The sequence below is a fragment of the Lachnoclostridium sp. An131 genome, from assembly GCF_002160825.1.
GTDB lineage: Bacteria > Bacillota > Clostridia > Lachnospirales > Lachnospiraceae > Laedolimicola.
Genome location: NZ_NFLI01000018.1, coordinates 43,285 through 62,224, shown reverse-complemented (window position 1 = coordinate 62,224; position 18,940 = coordinate 43,285). Strand labels below are relative to the sequence as shown.

Annotated in this window: 17 protein-coding genes; 15 read left to right on the top strand and 2 right to left on the bottom strand. The window is 51.7% G+C overall.

Annotation, left to right across the window (positions count from 1 at the left end):
- Positions 1-98 precede the first annotated feature (98 nt).
- From spoVAD to B5E77_RS14070, 10 genes are all read left to right on the top strand, one after another.
- Complete coding sequence (gene spoVAD / locus B5E77_RS14115) at positions 99-1,109, top strand: stage V sporulation protein AD (RefSeq protein ID WP_087165998.1); 1,011 nt, start codon at positions 99-101, stop codon at positions 1,107-1,109.
- Between the two features lie 51 nt (positions 1,110-1,160).
- Positions 1,161-1,517 (top strand): SpoVA/SpoVAEb family sporulation membrane protein, encoded by a 357-nt coding sequence (locus tag B5E77_RS14110; RefSeq protein WP_087165997.1) that lies wholly within the window; start codon positions 1,161-1,163, stop codon positions 1,515-1,517.
- 270 nt (positions 1,518-1,787) lie between these two features.
- Entirely contained in the window at positions 1,788-2,666 is an 879-nt protein-coding gene (locus B5E77_RS14105; protein WP_087165996.1) for a MurR/RpiR family transcriptional regulator, read from the top strand.
- 38 nt (positions 2,667-2,704) lie between these two features.
- Positions 2,705-3,601 (top strand): phosphogluconate dehydrogenase (NAD(+)-dependent, decarboxylating), encoded by an 897-nt coding sequence (gene gnd / locus B5E77_RS14100; RefSeq protein ID WP_087165995.1) that lies wholly within the window; start codon positions 2,705-2,707, stop codon positions 3,599-3,601.
- 17 nt (positions 3,602-3,618) lie between these two features.
- A complete protein-coding gene (gene hxlB, locus B5E77_RS14095) occupies positions 3,619-4,152 on the top strand; it encodes a 6-phospho-3-hexuloisomerase (RefSeq protein ID WP_087165994.1) in 534 nt (177 codons plus the stop codon).
- 22 nt (positions 4,153-4,174) lie between these two features.
- A complete protein-coding gene (locus tag B5E77_RS14090; protein WP_087165993.1) occupies positions 4,175-5,599 on the top strand; it encodes a PTS mannitol transporter subunit IICB in 1,425 nt (474 codons plus the stop codon).
- A gap of 22 nt (positions 5,600-5,621) precedes the next feature.
- Positions 5,622-6,059: a PTS sugar transporter subunit IIA gene (locus B5E77_RS14085; protein WP_087165992.1), complete on the top strand. Its 438-nt coding sequence runs from the start codon at positions 5,622-5,624 to the stop codon at positions 6,057-6,059.
- Between the two features lie 163 nt (positions 6,060-6,222).
- Positions 6,223-7,092: a DegV family protein gene (locus B5E77_RS14080; protein ID WP_087165991.1), complete on the top strand. Its 870-nt coding sequence runs from the start codon at positions 6,223-6,225 to the stop codon at positions 7,090-7,092.
- A 231-nt stretch (positions 7,093-7,323) separates the two neighbouring features.
- Positions 7,324-9,906: a tetratricopeptide repeat protein gene (locus B5E77_RS14075; RefSeq protein WP_087165990.1), complete on the top strand. Its 2,583-nt coding sequence runs from the start codon at positions 7,324-7,326 to the stop codon at positions 9,904-9,906.
- 36 nt (positions 9,907-9,942) lie between these two features.
- Positions 9,943-11,337 carry an MATE family efflux transporter gene (locus B5E77_RS14070; RefSeq protein ID WP_087165989.1) on the top strand — a complete coding sequence of 465 codons (1,395 nt, stop codon included), beginning with the start codon at positions 9,943-9,945 and terminating at the stop codon, positions 11,335-11,337.
- Positions 11,338-11,355: 18 nt separating this feature from the next.
- Here B5E77_RS14070 and pfkB read toward each other — a convergent pair whose 3' ends face one another.
- Positions 11,356-12,288, bottom strand: a complete 933-nt coding sequence (gene pfkB, locus B5E77_RS14065) for a 1-phosphofructokinase (protein ID WP_162609710.1) — start codon at positions 12,286-12,288, stop codon at positions 11,356-11,358.
- 169 nt (positions 12,289-12,457) lie between these two features.
- Between pfkB and B5E77_RS14060 the strand changes: the two genes are divergently transcribed.
- The 3 genes from B5E77_RS14060 to glgB all read left to right on the top strand — a co-directional run bounded on the left by B5E77_RS14060 (position 12,458) and on the right by glgB (position 16,447).
- Complete coding sequence (locus B5E77_RS14060) at positions 12,458-13,036, top strand: TetR/AcrR family transcriptional regulator (RefSeq protein WP_162609709.1); 579 nt, start codon at positions 12,458-12,460, stop codon at positions 13,034-13,036.
- A gap of 92 nt (positions 13,037-13,128) precedes the next feature.
- Positions 13,129-14,487 carry an alpha-amylase family glycosyl hydrolase gene (locus B5E77_RS14055; protein WP_087165986.1) on the top strand — a complete coding sequence of 453 codons (1,359 nt, stop codon included), beginning with the start codon at positions 13,129-13,131 and terminating at the stop codon, positions 14,485-14,487.
- A 4-nt stretch (positions 14,488-14,491) separates the two neighbouring features.
- Entirely contained in the window at positions 14,492-16,447 is a 1,956-nt protein-coding gene (gene glgB / locus B5E77_RS14050; RefSeq protein WP_087165985.1) for a 1,4-alpha-glucan branching protein GlgB, read from the top strand.
- A 52-nt stretch (positions 16,448-16,499) separates the two neighbouring features.
- Here glgB and B5E77_RS14045 read toward each other — a convergent pair whose 3' ends face one another.
- On the bottom strand, positions 16,500-16,949 hold the full coding sequence (locus B5E77_RS14045) for an FMN-binding protein (RefSeq protein WP_087165984.1): 450 nt from the start codon (positions 16,947-16,949) through the stop codon (positions 16,500-16,502).
- A 167-nt stretch (positions 16,950-17,116) separates the two neighbouring features.
- On the opposite strand from B5E77_RS14045, the gene B5E77_RS14040 reads away from it, so the two are divergent.
- Both B5E77_RS14040 and B5E77_RS14035 read left to right on the top strand, forming a co-directional pair.
- A complete protein-coding gene (locus B5E77_RS14040) occupies positions 17,117-17,533 on the top strand; it encodes a MarR family winged helix-turn-helix transcriptional regulator (RefSeq protein ID WP_087166012.1) in 417 nt (138 codons plus the stop codon).
- Positions 17,534-17,546: 13 nt separating this feature from the next.
- Positions 17,547-18,932, top strand: coding sequence for an MATE family efflux transporter (locus B5E77_RS14035; RefSeq protein ID WP_087165983.1), 1,386 nt, complete (start codon positions 17,547-17,549; stop codon positions 18,930-18,932).
- Positions 18,933-18,940: the final 8 nt, after the last annotated feature.

Below are 18,940 nucleotides of genomic sequence, written 5' to 3'. Positions count from 1 at the left end.
ATTACCGTCATATTTTTCTTCCCTCAGGCATAAAATATATCTGCCCGGTTAAAATAACACCAGGATATCTGCGGAAAGGACGGAAGGAAATATTGAGCGTGGAGACAATCGTAGGAAAGCAGAGTATTCAATTTCAGGAGGCGCCCCATATCGTGAGCGCAGCCTCGGTTGTAGGAAAAAAGGAAAGCGAGGGGCCGCTGGGAAAGCTGTTTGACCAGATAGAGGAGGATCCTATGGTGGGACAGGCCTCTTGGGAGGAGGCGGAAAGCGCGCTTCAGAAAAAGGCGGCCCTGCTTGCTATGGAAAAAGCCGGATCAGGGGTGCCGCCGGTTCGGTATCTTTTTTCGGGAGATTTGCTGGGGCAGCTCATTGCCACATCCTTTGGGGTAATGGATTTGAAGCTGCCCCTGTTTGGCCTGTACGGCGCCTGTTCGACCATAGGCGAGGCGCTGATGCTTGGCGCCATGACGGTACAGGGAGGATATTCGGAGGCAGTGCTGGCGCTGACCTCCAGCCATTTTGGAAGCGCGGAGAAGCAGTTTCGATATCCGCTGGAGTACGGCGGCCAGAGGCCTCTGTCCGCTACCTGGACGGTCACAGGGAGCGGCGCGTTTGTACTGGCCCGTTCGGGCGGAAAAGCGCGCATCACAGGAGCGACTCCCGGGAGAGTGATAGACTATGGCCTGAAGGATTCTATGAATATGGGAGCCTGTATGGCGCCCGCAGCCTGTGATACGATTTGCACGCATCTGGAGGATTTCGGCCGGCGGCCTTCGGATTACGATCACATTGTAACCGGTGATTTGGGGAGTGTGGGACAGACGATTCTGCTGGAACTGGCTGGGAAGCGGGGGTATGATCTGACAGGAAAGCATCTGGACTGCGGAATGCTGATCTTTGATCCGGAGGCTCAGGATACCCATGCAGGGGGCAGCGGCTGCGCCTGCTCCGCAGTGACACTTGCGGCTTACCTTCTGCCAAAGCTGGAAAAAGGCGAGTGGAAACGGATTCTTTTTGTGCCGACCGGGGCGCTCCTTTCCACAGTAAGCTACAATGAAGGGCAGAGCGTGCCGGGCATCGCCCATGCGGTTGTGATTGAGCACTGCTGATGGGCTGGCAGCCGGCGGCGCTCCGGTTCGTTTCAGGAGGTGAAAGAAAATATGGATTATCTGAAAGCATTTCTCATAGGCGGCTTTATCTGTGCTCTTGTCCAGGTTTTGATGGAGAAGACAAAGATGATGCCGGGCCGTATCATGGTGCTTCTTGTCTGTAGCGGAGCCGTTCTGGGCGCTGTAGGCCTGTACGGGCCTTTTCAGGACTTTGCAGGAGCGGGAGCATCCGTACCGCTTCTTGGCTTTGGAAATACGCTCTGGAAGGGCGTAAAGGAAGCAGTGGATACCGAAGGCTTTCTGGGAATCTTTAAAGGCGGCTTTACGGCCAGCGCAGCAGGAATCTGCGCGGCTCTGGTCTTTGGTTATCTGGCCAGCCTGATATTCCAGCCGAAGATGAAGAAATAGAAAGATCCCTGTTTTTCTATATAAAAAGTATGATATACTGGAATAGCGCCGGCTGCTGCCGGCGCTAAAATAATGCAAGGATGGCAGAGTATCAGGAAAAGGCGTACAGCCTTTCGGGTGATGTGAACAGTTCCGCAGAATTTTACATATAAATACGTAAATAATTATCAAAATGTATTGACATAAAAATGATAATGATTTACAATAGTCCTAACGATAAGCGCTTATTATGTAAAATAATCTGAAAAGGAGCTGGTATATGGAGGGAAAATGAGAAATAACAGATTAGCGTTTTTTGAAAAAAAACTGAATATGATGAAAGAAGCATTAACGAAATCTGAGAGAAGAATTGCAGAGTATATCTGTGAAAATCCGGAAGACTTTACGAAAATGTCAATTACGGAGCTTTCCGAAAAAATAGATACAAGCGTGGCAGCGATCACCCGGTTTACAAAAAAAATGGGATATGAGAAGCTGCCTGATCTGAAAATGGAAATTACACGTGATTTGGAAGCGTCGGGAAATCTCAAATATCAGAAACAGTATGGAAATATTGAAGAAAGCGACGATGTGATGACGGTCGCACAGAAAGTGATTCAGAAAAACATTGAATCAATACAGGATATTGAGAAGATGCTGAAGAAGGAGGACCTGGAGAAGGTTCTTGATATCATGCGCGGCGCGAGAAGGCTGATTTTTGTGGGTCTTGGAGGTTCTGCTTCGGTAGCCCAGGATGCTTATCATAAATTTATGCGCCTGGGGATCATGGTGGAGCTGGTCACAGATGTACATGTTCAGGGAATCGTGTCGACCGTGGGAAATTCTGAGGATGCTGTCATTGTAGTCAGTCATGAGGGCGCTAATACGGAATTGAATATGGCATTAAAAATTGCAAAAAGCAATGAGATGAAAATTATAGCGATCACGCAGTTTACGCAGTCTCCGCTGGTAAAGCTGGCAGATGTGAGCCTGTATACACTGTCGCGGGAATTCAGCTATAAGCCGGAACCGCTAATCTCGAGAATCGCAGAGTACAGCTTGATTGATGTGCTTTATGTAAATTACTGCACACAGTCTCAGGAGAAGCTGGAGGAAAAGCTGTTGAAGATCAGTGATACGGTGAAACAGTTTAAAAATTATACAGATTAAATATTTATGAGAAAAATCAAAAAAATAGTGGAGAAATTATGGAGATAGGTTTTATAGGATTAGGAAAAATGGGATTGGAGATGTCGTCGAGAGCTGTTCAGGCAGGCCACAGGCTGGTGGGCTACGATAACAGTCCGCAGGCCAGAGAAAACGCAGAAGGCCGGGGAATCCCTCTTGCGGACAGTCTCCAGGCTTTGGTAGGTGAGCTGTCCAGTCCCAGGGTAATCTGGATGCAGCTCCCGCCAGGAAAAATCACAAATCAGATGATCCATAATCTGGGAGAACTGATTGCTCCCGGAGATTTACTGATTGACGGGGGGAATACAGATTTCAGAGACACTGTGCGTTCAGGAAAAAAGCTTAAGGAAAAAGGGATCCGTTTTATGGACGTTGGTGTGAGCGGCGGCGTAGAGGGCGCAAAAAACGGCTGCGGCATGCTGATAGGCGGAGAAGAGGCAGATTACAGAAGTATGATTCCGTTTTTCGAAAGCCTGGCTGCCCCCGATGCATATTCTTGGTGTGGAGGCTGCGGGGCAGGACACTACGCGAAAACCATACATAACGGCGTGGAGTATGCGATTATGCAGGCATATGCGGAAGGCTATGAGATGCTGACAGCGTCAGAGATTGACGTAGATGTGCTGGGGGTACTGCACGCATACCAGAACGGCTGCTCTATCCGTTCTCATATTCTTGGACAGATAATCAAGGCTCTGGAGCCGGATGTGAAGCTGGAAGGAGTGGAAGGCTTTGTGGCAGACTCGGGGATGGGCAGATGGACGGTAGAAGAATCGGTCAGGCTGCGTGTGCCGACGCCGACTATCACTGCTGCGCTTCAGCAGCGTTTCCGCTCCCAGCAGGAGGATTCTCCTGCCATGAAATGCCTTGCCGCCGCCAGGGGAGTGATAGGCGGCCATCCGGTTAAGCATAAGTAGACAATAAGGGGATTTGCATGAGTGTAACGAAAAACGTAAAAGAAAATATTCGGGAACTCCAGGCAGTTGCGGAACAGGTAGATCCGGAACAGCTGGAGCAGGCCGCAGACGCCTGCATGCAGGTGAAAAGAATCTTTTTCAGCGGCATGGGGAGAAGCGGAAATATGGTGAAGGCCCTCGCTATCCGGTTTATGCATCTTGGCTACGAGGCTTATGTAGCCGGGGATGCTTCGACGCCGTCGATTCAGAAAGGGGATTTGCTGATCGCAGTTACAGCCAGCGCCAGGACGAAGGTAACGCTGAATCATATAGAGACAGCGAGGAAACAGGAAGCCAGAGTACTTTTGATCTCAGCTGTGCCGGAAAATCCGGAAATCTCGGATTATTTTCTCTGCGTACCAGCCAGGACAAAAGTAGAGACAAGGCAGCACGCAGGTTCTTTGTTTGAGCAGTCGGTACTGGTAATTGGGGATGCAGTAGCGGAAGAGCTCAAGGAGAAAAGGAAGGTAACGACAGAATTTATGAATGGCAGGCACGCAAATCTGCAGTAGCCTGGCCTTTGGGGGATAAAATATGAATACTTCTGCAAAAGTAAGAGTACAGAAAATGGGGGCTTTTTTAAGCTCTGAGGTTATGCCGAATATCGGTGTGTTTATTGGGTGGGGCGTGTTGGCTGCGCTGTTCATTCCTACGGGCTGGCTGCCCAACGAAACCCTGAACCAGCTGGTATCACCCACAATGAAATATCTGATGCCGCTTCTTATCGCCTACACAGGCGGAAGCAATGTATATGGACGCCGCGGCGGAGTAATAGGCGCCTTTGCGACAATGGGCGTAATTCTGGGCACGGATATTAATATGCTTGCAGGCGCTATGTTTATGGGACCGTTTGCTGCATGGTGCATCAAAAAGGTGGATAAACTGTTTGAAGGAAGAGTAAAGCCTGGTCTGGAAATGATGGTCAATAACTTTTCCCTGGGCCTGGTCGGAGCGGTATTGATGGTAATCGGATTTTTTGCTTTTGTGCCGATTATTGAAGGACTGATTACCGTGTTCAGCGCAGCGATCAATGCGCTGATAAGCAGGGGACTGCTGCCTCTGATGGCATTCTTCGTACAGCCTGGAAAGGTTTTGTTTTTGAATAATGCTATCAATCATGGTATCATGATTCCGCTCGGAGTGGAGCAGGCGGCAGAGACGGGGAAATCGATTCTCTTTATGCTGGAGGCAAATAACGGCTGTGTTCTGGGCGTGGCTCTGGCCTTTGCAATTTTTGGAAAAGGGACAGCGAAAAAGGCTGCTCCTGGAGCGGCTTTTATCAATTTCTTCGGAGGAATCGGAGAGGTTGTATACCCGTTTGTTTTAAGTAAGCCGGTGACGCTGATAGGACAGATAGCAGGAAGCTTTGTATCCATTCTGATCATTCAAAATTTTGGAGGCGGAACGGTGGCGGCGATTTCACCGGGAAGCTTTTTCGCGCTGGTAGCTGTCTCTGCAAAGAGCAGTCTTGTAGTGAATGTTATTTCCTATTTTGCCGGTATGATCACATCCTGCCTGGTAGCTGGTTTCTTCCTGAAGATGGATAAGTCAGAAGAAGTGGCTGGAGCGAATTTTTCCATGGAAAAGACTTTGAGTGAAATGGGAGTGACAGGAAACGCAGCAGTCCAGCCAATAGCAGCGGCAGCCGCGCATGGTGCAGGGATGACTATATCCCGAATCGTGTTTGCCTGCGACGCCGGAATGGGATCCAGTGTGATGGGAGAATCCATTATGAAAACAAAGCTGAACAAAGCAATGCTGAGTATGGAAGTAGTACATACTTCAGTTGCTTCCATTGGAGAAAATGTCAGGGAAGGCGATTTGATTGTGACAACAAAGCCTCTGGAGGACAGGGTAAGGAGCATGCTGGAGACAAACCAAATGAAGAACCAGGTATTTCCGGTAGAGAATCTTTTGGACAACGAAGCTTATGACCGCTTAATAAAAATGCTTCTCTGACAGCAGGGAGAGACGGACTAAGATGAAAGAACAGGTATTGACGGTAAATAATATTGTACTGGGCGCAGATTACCCGGATCGCTGGGAAGCGATCCGGGCCTGCGGAGAAATTCTCTTTCAGCAGGGGTATATCCGCGGGGAATATATTGACGATATGATGGAGCGGGAACGTCTTTTTGGTGTCTATATGGGGAATGGGATCGCGATTCCGCATGGTGTTGAGGGCAGTGAACGGAATATTCTTCACTCGGGCATATCTGTACTGCAGTTGAAAAGAGGAGTGGATTTCGGCACGGGAACAGCGTATCTTTTGTTTGGTATAGCGGGAAAGGATGGGGAGCATATTGAATTGCTGAGCAGAATTGCGCAGGTATGCATGGAAACGGAAAAGGTAGAGCGTATGCGTATAACAGAGGATAAGGAGGAAATGCTGCAGATTTTAAATTCTGTCCCCATATAAGTGTACGGCATCTGCTGGCTTCCGGGCAGGAAAAGAAGAAAAGCATCGAAAAACTGGACTTTTCTGCGGTAAGCTGTTATACTTACCACGGCGGCAGCGCAGGCTGCGTCTGCCGCGGATACGGGTTGATAACAGCACAAGGACGCGGAAGGAGAGATTTTTGGTGAGTAAGGTAGCGATTGTAACGGACAGCAACAGCGGAATTACCCAGGAACTGGCGGAAGCAATGGGAATTTCGGTTCTGCCGATGCCTTTTACGATCGATGGAAAGGAATATTTTGAAGGAATCAATTTAACTCAGGAAGAGTTTTATGAATATCTGAAGCAGGATGCGGATATTGCCACCTCCCAGCCCTCCCCGGAATCGGTGATGAATCTGTGGAAGGAACTGCTGAAGGAATATGATGAGGTCGTGCATATTCCGATGTCCAGCGGGCTGTCCGGTTCCTGCCAGACGGCGATTGCCCTGGCAGATGATTTTGACGGAAAAGTCCAGGTGGTAAATAATCATCGGATTTCCATCACCCAGAGACGTTCTGTGGAGGATGCGGTTCGTCTGGCGAAGGCCGGAAAGAGCGCCCGGGAGATCCGTGAGATCCTCGAAGAGACGAAGCTGGAGTCCAGCATCTATATTACGGTAGCGACACTGAAATACCTGAAGAAGGGCGGCCGTATCACTCCGGCGGTAGCGGCTATCGGTACGATGCTGCGCCTGAAGCCGGTGCTGACTATTCAGGGTGAAAGGCTGGATTCCTTTTCAAAGGCAAGAACCATGCGGCAAGCCCGTCAGACCATGCTTGACGCGGTAAGAAATGATATCGAGACCCGTTTCGGCGGCGTGGACGCGCATGAAGTCTATCTGGATATCGCCCACACAAACAATTATGAAGAGGCGCTGGATTTCAAAAAGGAAGTGGAAGAGGCGTTTCCAGGATATCAGGTAGGCTTTGTGGATTCCCTGTCTTTGAGCGTATCCTGCCATATCGGAGATGGATCTCTTGCGATAGCGGCTACGAGAATTTTGAACAGATAAAATTTATTTTCGAAAGACAGCGCTGGATTGAAAATTCAGCCTGGAAGGAGGGCGCCTCAATTGATTGAGGCGCCCTTATTTCCGCCCGGATATTTCCTGGATCCAGAAGAAATTTTTTTGACAAGAAAAGTGCCCTGTGATACACTAATGCTAACTATAGCATATTTTGACAAAGGGAACGGAAAAGCAACAAAATATAGTAGTCTGACAGGATGACTGAGGTGGAAATCGTTGGATAAATATGAATTTCAGATAAAGACAGAGCAGCTGGGAAAGCTGATAAAAAAAGAGGATTATAAAACAGCCGCCAAGATCGCGGACTCTATTGACTGGCGTAAGGTGCGGAATGTAGGACTTCTTCTGCAGGTTGCGGAGGCTTATGAAAAGACGGAACGGTACGAGGATTGCTACGAGATCCTGAATATCGCTTATGACTGTGCGCCGATAGGACGGATGATCGTCTATAAGATGGTGGAGATTGCAGTAAAGCTGAAGGATTTCGACGAAGCAGTGGAGCTGTACAAGGAATTTGTCAGAATTGCGCCTCATGATCTGGGACGCTATGTTTTGAAATACGAGATTTACAAGGGACGCGGTTCCTCCATAGAGGATCAGATTGCGATTCTTGAAGAATACAAGAGCCGGGAATACCAGGAGGAATGGGCCTATGAGCTGGCAGAGCTCTATTATAAGGCGGGTATGTCTCTGAAATGTGTGGAAGAATGTGATGATTTGATTCTGTGGTTCAGCGAAGGTGAGTATGTCATAAAGGCGATGGAGCTGAAGATGCGGATTCAGCCGCTGACTGCTTCTCAGGAGGAAAAGTACCGCCAGATGGTGACGGATCCGCGGACAGCGGAGGAGATCAAGGTTCGTCCGGTAAATATGGAGCAGTTTAATACCACGAATCTCCAGGCGGCCCTCGCGGAAGGCCTGGAAGATCTGATCCGGAAGGAGACGGAGCGGAAAGCAGAGGCGCCGGAAGGACAGGGAGTCTCCGGACAGAAGGAAACGCCGGAAGGGCAGGAAGCCTCCGGACAGGAGGAAACGCCGGAAGGGCAGGAAGCCTCCGGACAGAAGGAAACGCCGGAAGGGCAGGAAGCCTCCGGACAGAAGGGTACGCCGGAGAAGCAGGAGACGTCTAAGCAGCAGGAAGCGCCGGAGGAAACGAGCGCTCCGGATAAGGCGGAAGGAGCGGAAGACCGGGGGACTTCTGCGGCTCCTGCGGCGGGTCAGGGCACGGCGGTATCGTGGTCAGGTGCGTCAAAGGATACCATGCAGCTTCCGAAATTTATCGGACAGGATGAGAGCGGCCAGCTGACCTTTGACATGGAAGAGAATGTGCTGGACCGACAGATTACTGGTCAGCTCAGCATCGAGGATATTTTAAATGACTGGGAGGTCAAGAAGCGGGAGACGGAAGCTGCCATTGCGGAAGCAGCCAAAAGGGATGAGGAGCGCCGCAGAGAGCGGGAGCGCCTGCGTGCCACAGGCCAGCTTCCGGAGCTGAACATCGAGGTTAAAACCACGGTTCCGGAGGAGATCCAGCGCCTGATTGAGGAGATAGAGGGCAGATATCCGGTTCACGTAGAGCTGGAGCCGATCAGAAAGAAGACTGCGGAATCGGGACGGCAGCAGGAAAAAGAAGAGCTGGAAGGAAACACATTGCAGAAGGCCGTGCCGTCTGCTGCGCCTGCGGCGAAGGAACCGCAGGAGATTCTGGAGATCCTGGAAGCTCCGGCGGAAAGCAAAGGGCAAAAGAGGATGGACAGCCGGGAGATCCTGGATATTCTGGAGGCTGCGTCTCTGGAAGAGCTGCAGCCGGCAGCGGCAGGTTCCAGCCGGCAGGAGACAGAGCCGGCAGCAGACTCTGCAGTACAGCCGAAGCAGCCGGCAGCTGGACAGAAGCCAGAAGAGCAGCCTGCTTCACAGAAAAGAGCGGAAGATGACGCCCGGCGGAAGGCGGAGACAGAGCAGGAGAAGGAGGAAGAGCCTGCTGCTCCGATGCTGGAGGAGCTGGAGAAATCTCTGGAGGAGACGATTTCTGCGATACCGCCTGGACAGCTTTCCGAGGAACAGAAGAAGCTTTTTGCCTACTTTACCTCTGTGCGCGGAATGAACAGGCAGCTGGCAGAGCTTCTGGAGGAAGACCGGATGCGCAAGGAACGGCGCGAGGATTCTCTGGTGGGCAATATCGTGATTACCGGAGAACGGGGGAATGGCAAATCCACGCTGGCTGCGGATATTGTGAAGGCGCTTCAGAAGCAGCGGCGTGTCAAAGGCGCGAAGATGGCGAAGGTGGCTGCGGAGAGCCTGAATGGCAAGGATGTGTCTGCGGTGGTTGCGAAGCTTGGCGGCGGAGCTCTTCTGATAGAAAGAGCAGGGAACCTGAAGACAAAGACGGCTGTCCAGCTTTCTCATGCCATGACGAGAAAGACAGGCGGGCTGCTAGTGATTCTGGAGGATGACAAGGAAGAGATCCGGAAGCTCTTTATCCGCTGTGAGAGCCTGGGAGCCAAATTCACACGCACGATAGAGATCCCTGTATTTACAAATAAGGAGCTGGTGGCATTCGGCGAATCCTATGCGCAGGAGAGAGACTGCGTGCTGGACGAGATGGCTGTGCTGGCTCTGTACAACCGGATTGGAAACAATCAGACCAGCGATCATCTGGTGAACGTAGCCGAGGTCAAGGAGATGGTAGACGAAGCCATTGAAAAGCGCGGAAAGAAGGGCCTGTTCGGCAAGACGAAGAAGAGCCGTATGGACGAGTTTGGCCATCTGATTCTTCTGGAAAAGGATTTTGAAAAGTAGAGGTGCACAAATGCCGCCTGCGGCGGCTGAAAAAATATGAAACATACAAATGATTTGGGACATGATCCTGTCTTTCCGCTGGTGCTGAGGCTGGCGGTTCCCACGATGCTTGCCCAGCTGGTAAACGTGCTGTATTCCATCGTGGATCGCATGTATATCGGTGCGGGGGTAGGAAGTCTGGCGTTGGCAGGCGTGGGCGTCTGCGCGCCGATTGTGACCCTTCTCTCTTCCTTCGGTTCTCTGGTGGGAATGGGAGGTTCTCCGCTCATGGCGATGCGGATGGGCGAGGGAAATACCAGAGAGGCGCGGAGAATACTGAATAACGGTTTTCTGATGCTTCTGGTTCTGTCCGTGATTTTGACAATTGTATTCTTATTTTCAAAAGAGCATCTGCTTATGTGGTTTGGCGCAAGCCAGGCCACGTTTGCGTATGCGGATACTTATATGACTATTTATACGGCGGGAACCTTTTTCGCCCTGATGGCCGGAGGAATGAACAGCTTTCTGATTGCCCAGGGCTTTTCCGGCCTGGGAATGGCGACGGTGATGCTGGGAGCAGTGCTGAATATTGTGCTGGATCCTGTTTTCATCTTTGTTTTTGATATGGGAGTGGCGGGTGCAGCTATTGCTACGGTGATTTCCCAGATTGCCTCCTGTGCCTTTGTTCTGCTGACGCTTTGGAGCAGGAAAATGCCCGTGCGTCTGAGCTGGGGCGATTTCCGGTGGAAGACCGTGCAAAGAATCGCAGCCTTTGGACTGTCTCCGTTTCTGATTATTGCCAGTGACAGCATCCTTCTGATTGTTCTGAATACTGTGCTTCAGCGCTACGGGGGACCGGGCGAGGGCGACACACTTGTGACCTGCGCGACGATTGTGCAGAGCTACCTTCTGCTGATTACGATGCCGATGGGAGGAATTACGCTGGGAAGCCAGCCTGTGATCAGCTTTAATTACGGAATGGGGGATGCCGGCCGCATCAAAAAAGCCCTGCGGTGTATCGTAGGGCTATGTATCAGCTTCTGTGTCTTTATGATGGCGCTGACCTATACGGCTTCGCCTCTTTATGTCTCGCTGTTCACGAAAGACAGTGAGATTCTGGCGCGTTCGGTAAGATACATAAAAATATTCACTGCCATGATTATCCCGCTGGCGGTACAGTACCCGCTGGTAGATGAGACGACAGCGCTGGGACAGGTAAAGCTAGCCCTGTTCTGCTCAGCGTTCCGGAAGCTTGTTTATCTGGCAAGCCTGCTGACGCTCCCTGCGCTCGTCTCGGCGGAGGCGGCGTTTTTCTCAGAACCGGCAGCGGACGTCATCGCAGCCGCGGTGACGACAGCCCTGTTTCTGTATTTCTTTCCGCGGGTGATTGCAAAAAGAACAAAAGAGCTGGGACGGGAGGCAGCCGGAACGAAGCGCCAGCCTTCTGCCTGAACGGGAATGCATCCCGCTTCAGGCAATTTTTTCGATCTCTACCTGCGGCAGCAGCTCCTGTACATCGCTTTCCCTTGCCAGCAGCGTGCCCTCCTGGCGGACAGAGCCAGCAGCGCATGCCATGGCGTAGCGCAGCATATCCTCAGAGTCCAGATGCTTTCGGAGCGCATAGCACATGCCGGCGACCATGGAATCGCCGGCTCCGGTCAGGCCTTTTGCTTCTATGGGAAGCGGCTTCGCGCGGTAGGCATGCTCCTGATCGAGAAGGAGCGCTCCGTCGGCGCCCATGGAAATGCAGAGATAAGGGATGCCTCCGTCTACGACCTGCCGGGCGATTTCCAGAGGCCCCTGGCCGGCTTTCAGCTTCTGCCGGAAGGTCTGTTCAAATTCCAGGCTGTTGGGCTTGATCAAAAAAGGCTTTTCCTGAAGGCCCAGCTGGAAGGGCTCGCCAGCGGAATCCAGCACGGTTTTGACGTCTTTTCTATGGGCCATGCGGATCAGCCTCTGATAGATATCTGAGGGCACTCCGGGAGGTATGCTTCCACTCAAGACCAGAATATGCGCGTGCTCCAGACGGGCGTCGATCTCGTCAATCAGCCTGTCGACAGAGGAAGGGGAGACTTCGGGGCCTGCCTCGTTGATTTCGGTCATCACATGGGAGGCCTGATCAAAAAGCTTGATGTTTGTCCGGATAGAGCCGTCGGCATAGATAAAATGGTGCTTCAGGCCGCGGCTGTTCAGTGTCTGCTCCAGAAGACTGCCGTTATTCCGAAAATTCAGTCCCATGCACAGGGTATCTTCTCCCAGGTGATTCAGAACTGTGCTCACATTCAGGCCTTTTCCGGCCACGTCAATTCTCGCATTTTTTACCCGGTTATAGGCCCCTACGTCCAGCCGGTCAAGGTATATGGTTTTGTCAATGCAGGGGTTCAAGGTTACAGATAATATCATCGGATGTCCTTTCTTTTCCGTTTGTTTATTGTATAGATTCATTATAGGCAGGGAAAAATGGAATGTCAAAAAGAAATTTCTGAGGACTGCTTGACAGGTTATACCGTTCGGTATAGAATGAAGACAGAACAAAAACACAGTGTTTGTCAGGATGGAAAGAGGGATGCCTGTGGACAACAGGGAACGGATCCTTGAGACCGCGCTGGAGCTTTTTTACGCCAGGGGCTATGACGCGGTGGGAGTTCAGGAGATTGCGGAAAAGTCAGGTGTCACCAAGCCGACGCTTTACTACTATTTTAAAAGTAAATACGGCCTTCTGGAGCAGCTTCTGGAGAGCAGGGGGGAGCCGTTTCTGAGGGAGCTGCAAACGGCGTGCATCTATCATGGGGATTTAAGAGAGACGCTGTGCGCGGCTGCCAGAGCAGTAGCTGATTTTGCGCAGAGAGAACCTAAATTTTCGATTCTCTTTGTGGCGCAGTACTATTCTGCCAGGGAGAGCGAGACCTATCAGGCTGTACGTCCGCTGGTGTTCCGTCTGCAGAAGGAGATAGAAGGTATTTTTGAGGCTGCCGCCTCGGATCTGGGGAATATGCACGGACGGCAGAGGCAGTTTTCTCTCGGCTTTATCGGCCTGGTCATTCTCTATCTTATCATGAAGCATGAGACGGGGGAGGAGAAGCGGCTCGAGATTTCGGAAGAGGAGATCGAGGCGCTGGTACACCAGTTTATGCATGGGATCTATTCTTAGGCAGAACGTTTTAGGCAGAACGGTTCCCGGGCGGAGCTTCTGCAGGGCCGGGACAGACAGGGCTGTGAAGAAAAATCGGAGGAGGAAGCATCATGTCAAAATGGTATGAGGAAGCCATTTTTTATCATATTTACCCGTTGGGGCTTTTGGGGGCGCCTAAGGCTCATGAGGAGGAAGGAGAGGTTCACAGGCTGAAGGAGCTGGATCCGTGGGTCGCTCATATGCGGGAATACGGGTTTACCGCTGTGTATATCGGACCGCTGTTTGAGTCCACCACCCACGGGTATGACACAAAGGATTATAAAAGGGTAGACAGCCGGCTGGGAGACAATGAGGACTTCCGTCATTTTGTGGAGAAATGCCATGAAAGCGGCATCCGGGTCGTTGTGGACGGCGTGTTTAACCATACGGGCCGGGAATTTTTCGCATTCCAGGATCTTCAGAGAAACCGTGAGAATTCTCCGTACCGTTACTGGTACCAGGATGTAGATTTTGGCGGGAACAGCCCATTTCATGATGGGTTCTGGTACAGGGCATGGCATAACTGCTATGAGCTGGCGAACCTGAACCTGGGAAATCCGGAGGTCAGGAATTACCTGCTGGATGTCGTGCGTTTCTGGATCGATGAGTTCGATATCGATGGAATCCGCCTGGACTGCGCCGACTGCCTTTCCTTTGATTTTATGAAGGAGCTCCGGAGAGCTGCGGAAGAGAAAAAACAGGATTTCTGGCTGATGGGTGAGGTGATTCACGGGGATTACGCCCGCTGGGTGAATCCGGAGACGCTTCATTCTGTTACAAACTATGAGCTGTGGAAGGGGCTTTACTCCGGACACAACGATCATAATTATTTTGAAATCGCGCACACGATCCGCCGCCAGTTCGATGCAAACGGAGGCATCTATAAGGGCTGCCGCCTGTACACCTTTGTGGATAACCATGATGTGGACAGGATTGTAAATACGCTGAATGATAAAGGCTTCCTTCGCTCTGTCTACACGCTTCTCTATACCCTGCCGGGTATCCCGTCGGTGTACTATGGAAGCGAGTGGGGAGTGGAGGGGAAAAAAGAGTGGGGAGGCGACGAGAAGCTTCGTCCCTGCCTGAAGCTTTCGGAGCTGGAGGAGAAGCCTCCGGTGCCGGGGCTTCCGGAACTGATCCGGAAGCTGGCCCGGGTACGCGCGCAGGAAAAAGCGCTGACAGATGGCGTGTACCGGGAGCTGACGCTGACGAACCGCCAGTATTCCTTCGCCAGAATCCTGGATGGAGAAGCAGTGATTACAGCTGTGAATAACGACGACAAGGAGGCGCGCTTTGAGATACCCTGTCCGGTTCCGGGGACAGAGGCTGCGGAGATCTTCACGGAGAAGACGCAGGCCATAGAGAATGGAAAAATCATATGGGAGATGCCCGCTTACGGAAGCGCGGTATTTACAGTAAAACAGGGGTGAGATTATGGAAGAAAAGAAAAAGGAAGCTGCCGCATCAAAAAGAAAGGGGAGCAGAAAAAAGAGGCCGGAGGGCTTTGTAGGAGATCTGGATCAATATCTGTTCGGTCAGGGGACGCATTATGATATCTTTCAGAAGCTTGGCGCCCATCTGATGACGGTGGACGGAAGGAATGGCGTATATTTTGCGGTGTGGGCGCCGCATGCGCTGGAGGTTCATGTGATCGGAGATTTCAATGGGTGGAATGAGGAGAGCCATGCGATGGAGCGCCTGGAGCCGCTGGGAATCTGGGAGCTGTTTGTTCCCGGCGTAAGGCAGGGGGCTTTGTATAAATATCTGATTGAGACGCAGGATCACCGCCGGCTCTATAAGGCGGATCCTTATGCTTCCTCCGCAGAGATGCGGCCGGGTACGGCTTCCCGCGTGGCGGACATTTCCGGTTTTAAGTGGACGGACGGCACCTGGATGGAGCAGCGGCGCGCCAAGACCATGACGGAGGAGCCTATGGCCATTTACGAGGTACATCCGGGCTCCTGGAAAAAGCATCCCCACGGTCCGGATGAGGACGGCTTCTATAATTATCGTGAGCTGGCCCACAGCCTGGCAGACTATGTCCATGAGATGGGCTACACCCATGTGGAGCTGATGGGGATTGCGGAGCATCCCTTCGATGGTTCCTGGGGATACCAGGTTACCGGGTACTATGCTCCGACCTCACGATACGGAAGTCCGCAGGATTTCATGTATCTTGTGAATTATCTGCACAAAAAGAAAATCGGGGTGATTCTGGACTGGGTTCCGGCACACTTCCCGAGAGATGCCCATGGCCTGGCAGATTTTGACGGCCAGCCCCTGTATGAATATCCTGACCCGAGAAAGGGAGAGCATCCGGACTGGGGGACCAAAATCTTTAATTATGAGATGAACGAGGTCAAAAACTTCCTGATCGCGAACGCCCTGTACTGGGTGGAGCAGTTCCATGTGGACGGTCTCAGGGTAGACGCGGTGGCGTCCATGCTCTATCTGGATTACGGAAAGCAGTCGGGGCAGTGGGTAGCCAATAAATATGGCGGAAATGAAAATCTGGAAGCAGTGGAATTTTTCAAGCATCTGAACTCCGTGCTGCTGGGGCGCAATCCGGGAGCAATGATGATTGCCGAGGAGTCCACGGCCTGGCCGAAGGTAACAGATAAGCCTGAAAATGACGGTCTCGGCTTCTCTTTCAAATGGAATATGGGATGGATGAATGATTTTCTGGAATATATGAAGCTGGATCCCTATTTCCGAAAAGGGGCGCATCATCTGATGACCTTTGCGATGACCTATGCCTACAGTGAAAAATACATCCTCGTGCTCTCTCACGATGAGGTAGTGCACTTGAAATGCTCCATGTACAATAAGATGCCGGGCTACCCGGATGACAAGTTCGCGAACCTGAAAACCGCTTATTCATTTATGATGGGGCATCCGGGTAAAAAGCTGCTGTTTATGGGACAGGAATTTGCACAGCTTCAGGAGTGGAGCGAGGCCAGGGAGCTTGACTGGTATCTTCTGGGAGAGGAGCGCCACCAGCAGATTCAGAATTATGTCAAGGCTCTGCTTCACCTGTACCGGAGCCATCCGGCTCTTTATGAGCAGGATACATATCCGGAAGGGTTCCGGTGGATCAATCCAAACGACGCGGACCGCAGCATCTTCTCATTTATGCGTTTCGCGAAAAACGGCAGAAGGAATCTTCTGTTTGTCTGCAACTTTACGCCGATGGCCCGTCCTGATTACAGGGTAGGCGTGCCCAGAAGAAAGCAGTATAAGCTTATTCTGGACAGCGACGCGGCGATGTACGGCGGAAGCGGGCAGGAGAAGCCCCTGATTTACAAAGCGGTCAAGGGCGAGTGTGATGGTCAGCCCTACTCGATTTCCTATCCGCTGGCGCCTTATGGGGTGGCTGTGTTTGAGTTTTAGTGCTGGAATAGAATAAACTGTGAATAGAAGAGGGGCAGCCATGTGCTGCCCCTTATTCTGTGTCCTCCGGCACAGCCGCCTTGTCAAGCGCCCGGCTGACCGCGTCCAGAAGCACCTGAGAGGTGTACTGGTTTTCGGAGGCGTAGGTAAGCCCCTCCAGGGACTGGGTGGAGCAGATCTGTTCCGCCAGGTTCTCCAGCGCGGGCTCCATCAGGGGATACATGGTTTCAACGGCCTCGCTGACATTTACCAGCTGGATGGTCTCAATCTCGTCTGCGCTTACGGTTACCGCCACATCGACGGCGCTTCCGTTCAGCATGATGGAGGAGGTGTATACGCCCGGTATGTACTTTTCGGAGGCTGCGGCCGTGTCACTGCTTTTATCCTTCGGAGAGAACATATAGACCAGAAGAAGGATAAGAAGAATGCCAAGGGCCACAAAGATTCCCGTATAGATTAATTCTTTCATGCGGAGGACGACGATTTTGGTTTTTGAGCTCAAGGAAAGCCCCTCCTGTATGTTTCGATTGTTATAAGGTATGAGAGAAAACGGGGAAATATACGTGAGCTTTTTTTGCTCCGCCGGGATTCCTCTTGACAACGGACAAGCCTGGCGCTAAAATTACTAGGAAACTAGTAAAATGAAAACGGATGGAGGAGCGTGATTTTATGGAAACAGGAAAAATCATCAATAAGATCGCCCACCGGCTCCGGAGGCGTTCCCAGGCTGTGCAGAAGACTGTGGGAATCAGTGAGGCCCAGGGGAGAATCCTGGACTATATTCTGGTGGAAGGAGCCAGACGTCCGGTATATCCGAAGGATATTGAAAAGGAGTTTGACCTGCGCTCTTCTACGGTGACGGGAGCGCTGACTGTCCTTGAGACGGAAGGGCTGATTGCCAGAGTGCCGGACGAGAGAGACGGCAGGCTGAAAAAGCTGGTGTTTACGCCGAAGGCGGACGGGATCCGGGCGGCCCTTCAGGGAGAAATAGAAGAGACGGAGAAGCGGATGCTGCAGGGAATCTCGGAGGAGGAAAAGGCAGTGTTCCTGGAGCTGGCGGAGCGGATGCTGAAAAATCTGGAATAGAGGAGTGGAACAGATGGAAGACAATGAACTGATGGGGAGGATGAAGGTATCGAAGGCTGTGGCGAAGATGGCAATACCCAGCGTCATCAGCAGCCTGGTGACGGTGGTTTATAACATGGCCGATACCTTCTTCGTGGGACAGACGGGAGACGCACTTCAGGTGGCGGCGGTGAGCCTCACCAACCCGATATTTATTCTGATGATGGCCTTTGCCAACATGTTTGGAATGGGAGGAAGCGCGGTGGCTTCCATGGCTCTGGGAGAGCAGAATAAAAAGCGGGCCAAAAACGTGTCGGCCTTTGTGCTGTATGCGTCCTTCATAGTGGGAATCGCGTTTATGCTGGTTCTTATGATCTTCATGCAGTCGGTTCTGACCCTGTTTGGAGCCGACGCCGAGACCTATGAGCTTGCCAGGGGATATACGTTCCATATCTCCTACGGGGCTCCGTTTATTATCTGGTCGGCGGCCTGCAGCTTTGTGATCCGTGTGGAGGGAGCGAGCCGGGAAGCCATGATTGGGAGTATGATCGGAACCATCGCCAATATTGTGCTGGATCCGATTTTTATCTCTGTATTTGGCATGGGAGCTACGGGCGCGGCGATTGCCACGACCATTGGAAACGTATTGTCCTGCCTCTATTTTCTGTGGTATTTTCGGAAGAAGTCCAGACTTTTGTCCCTCAGCCCGAAATATTTCCGGTGCGGGGACGGGATTCTTGTGAAAATCTGCAGCATTGGCCTGCCTACGGCGATCTTCTCGGCGCTTATGAGCCTGTCCACCATTGTGCTGAATCAGATTCTGGTGGCTTACGGGAACGCTCCTGTGGCGGCGATCGGCATTGTGTTTAAGGCGAACATGTTTATCACCTTCCTGCAGATGGGCCTTGCAAACGGTGTGCAGCCCCTGCTGGGTTATAATTACGGAGCAGGGAATGCGGAACGCTTCCGGGCAGTGGAACGATTCACGAAAGGCTGCTGCCTGATTGTGGGAATCGCGTCTGTAATCCTGTATTATACCTGCAGAGAGCCTGTGATCCGAATGTTTATTAATGATGAGGAGGTGATCCGTTACGGTGTGCAGATACTGATTGGATATATGCTGTCCGGCCCGGTGATTGGAATTCTTTTTATGAATATGAACTGCCTGCAGTCTGTGGAGCATGCTTTTCCGGCTACGATCCTTTCGATTCTGCGCCAGGGAGTGCTTCTGATACCGCTTCTGTATCTCTTGGACGCTCTGTTCGGCCTGAACGGCGTGATTTACGGACAGAGCATCACAGACTATATTGCGGTGGGCCTGTCGGTCGTGATCTGGCACAGAGTGCGTAAAAATCTGGGCGAAAAAAACGGCGGCAGGAACTGCGGACAGCAGCAGTATGTCCAGGCCCCGGAGGTCTGAAAAGCCCC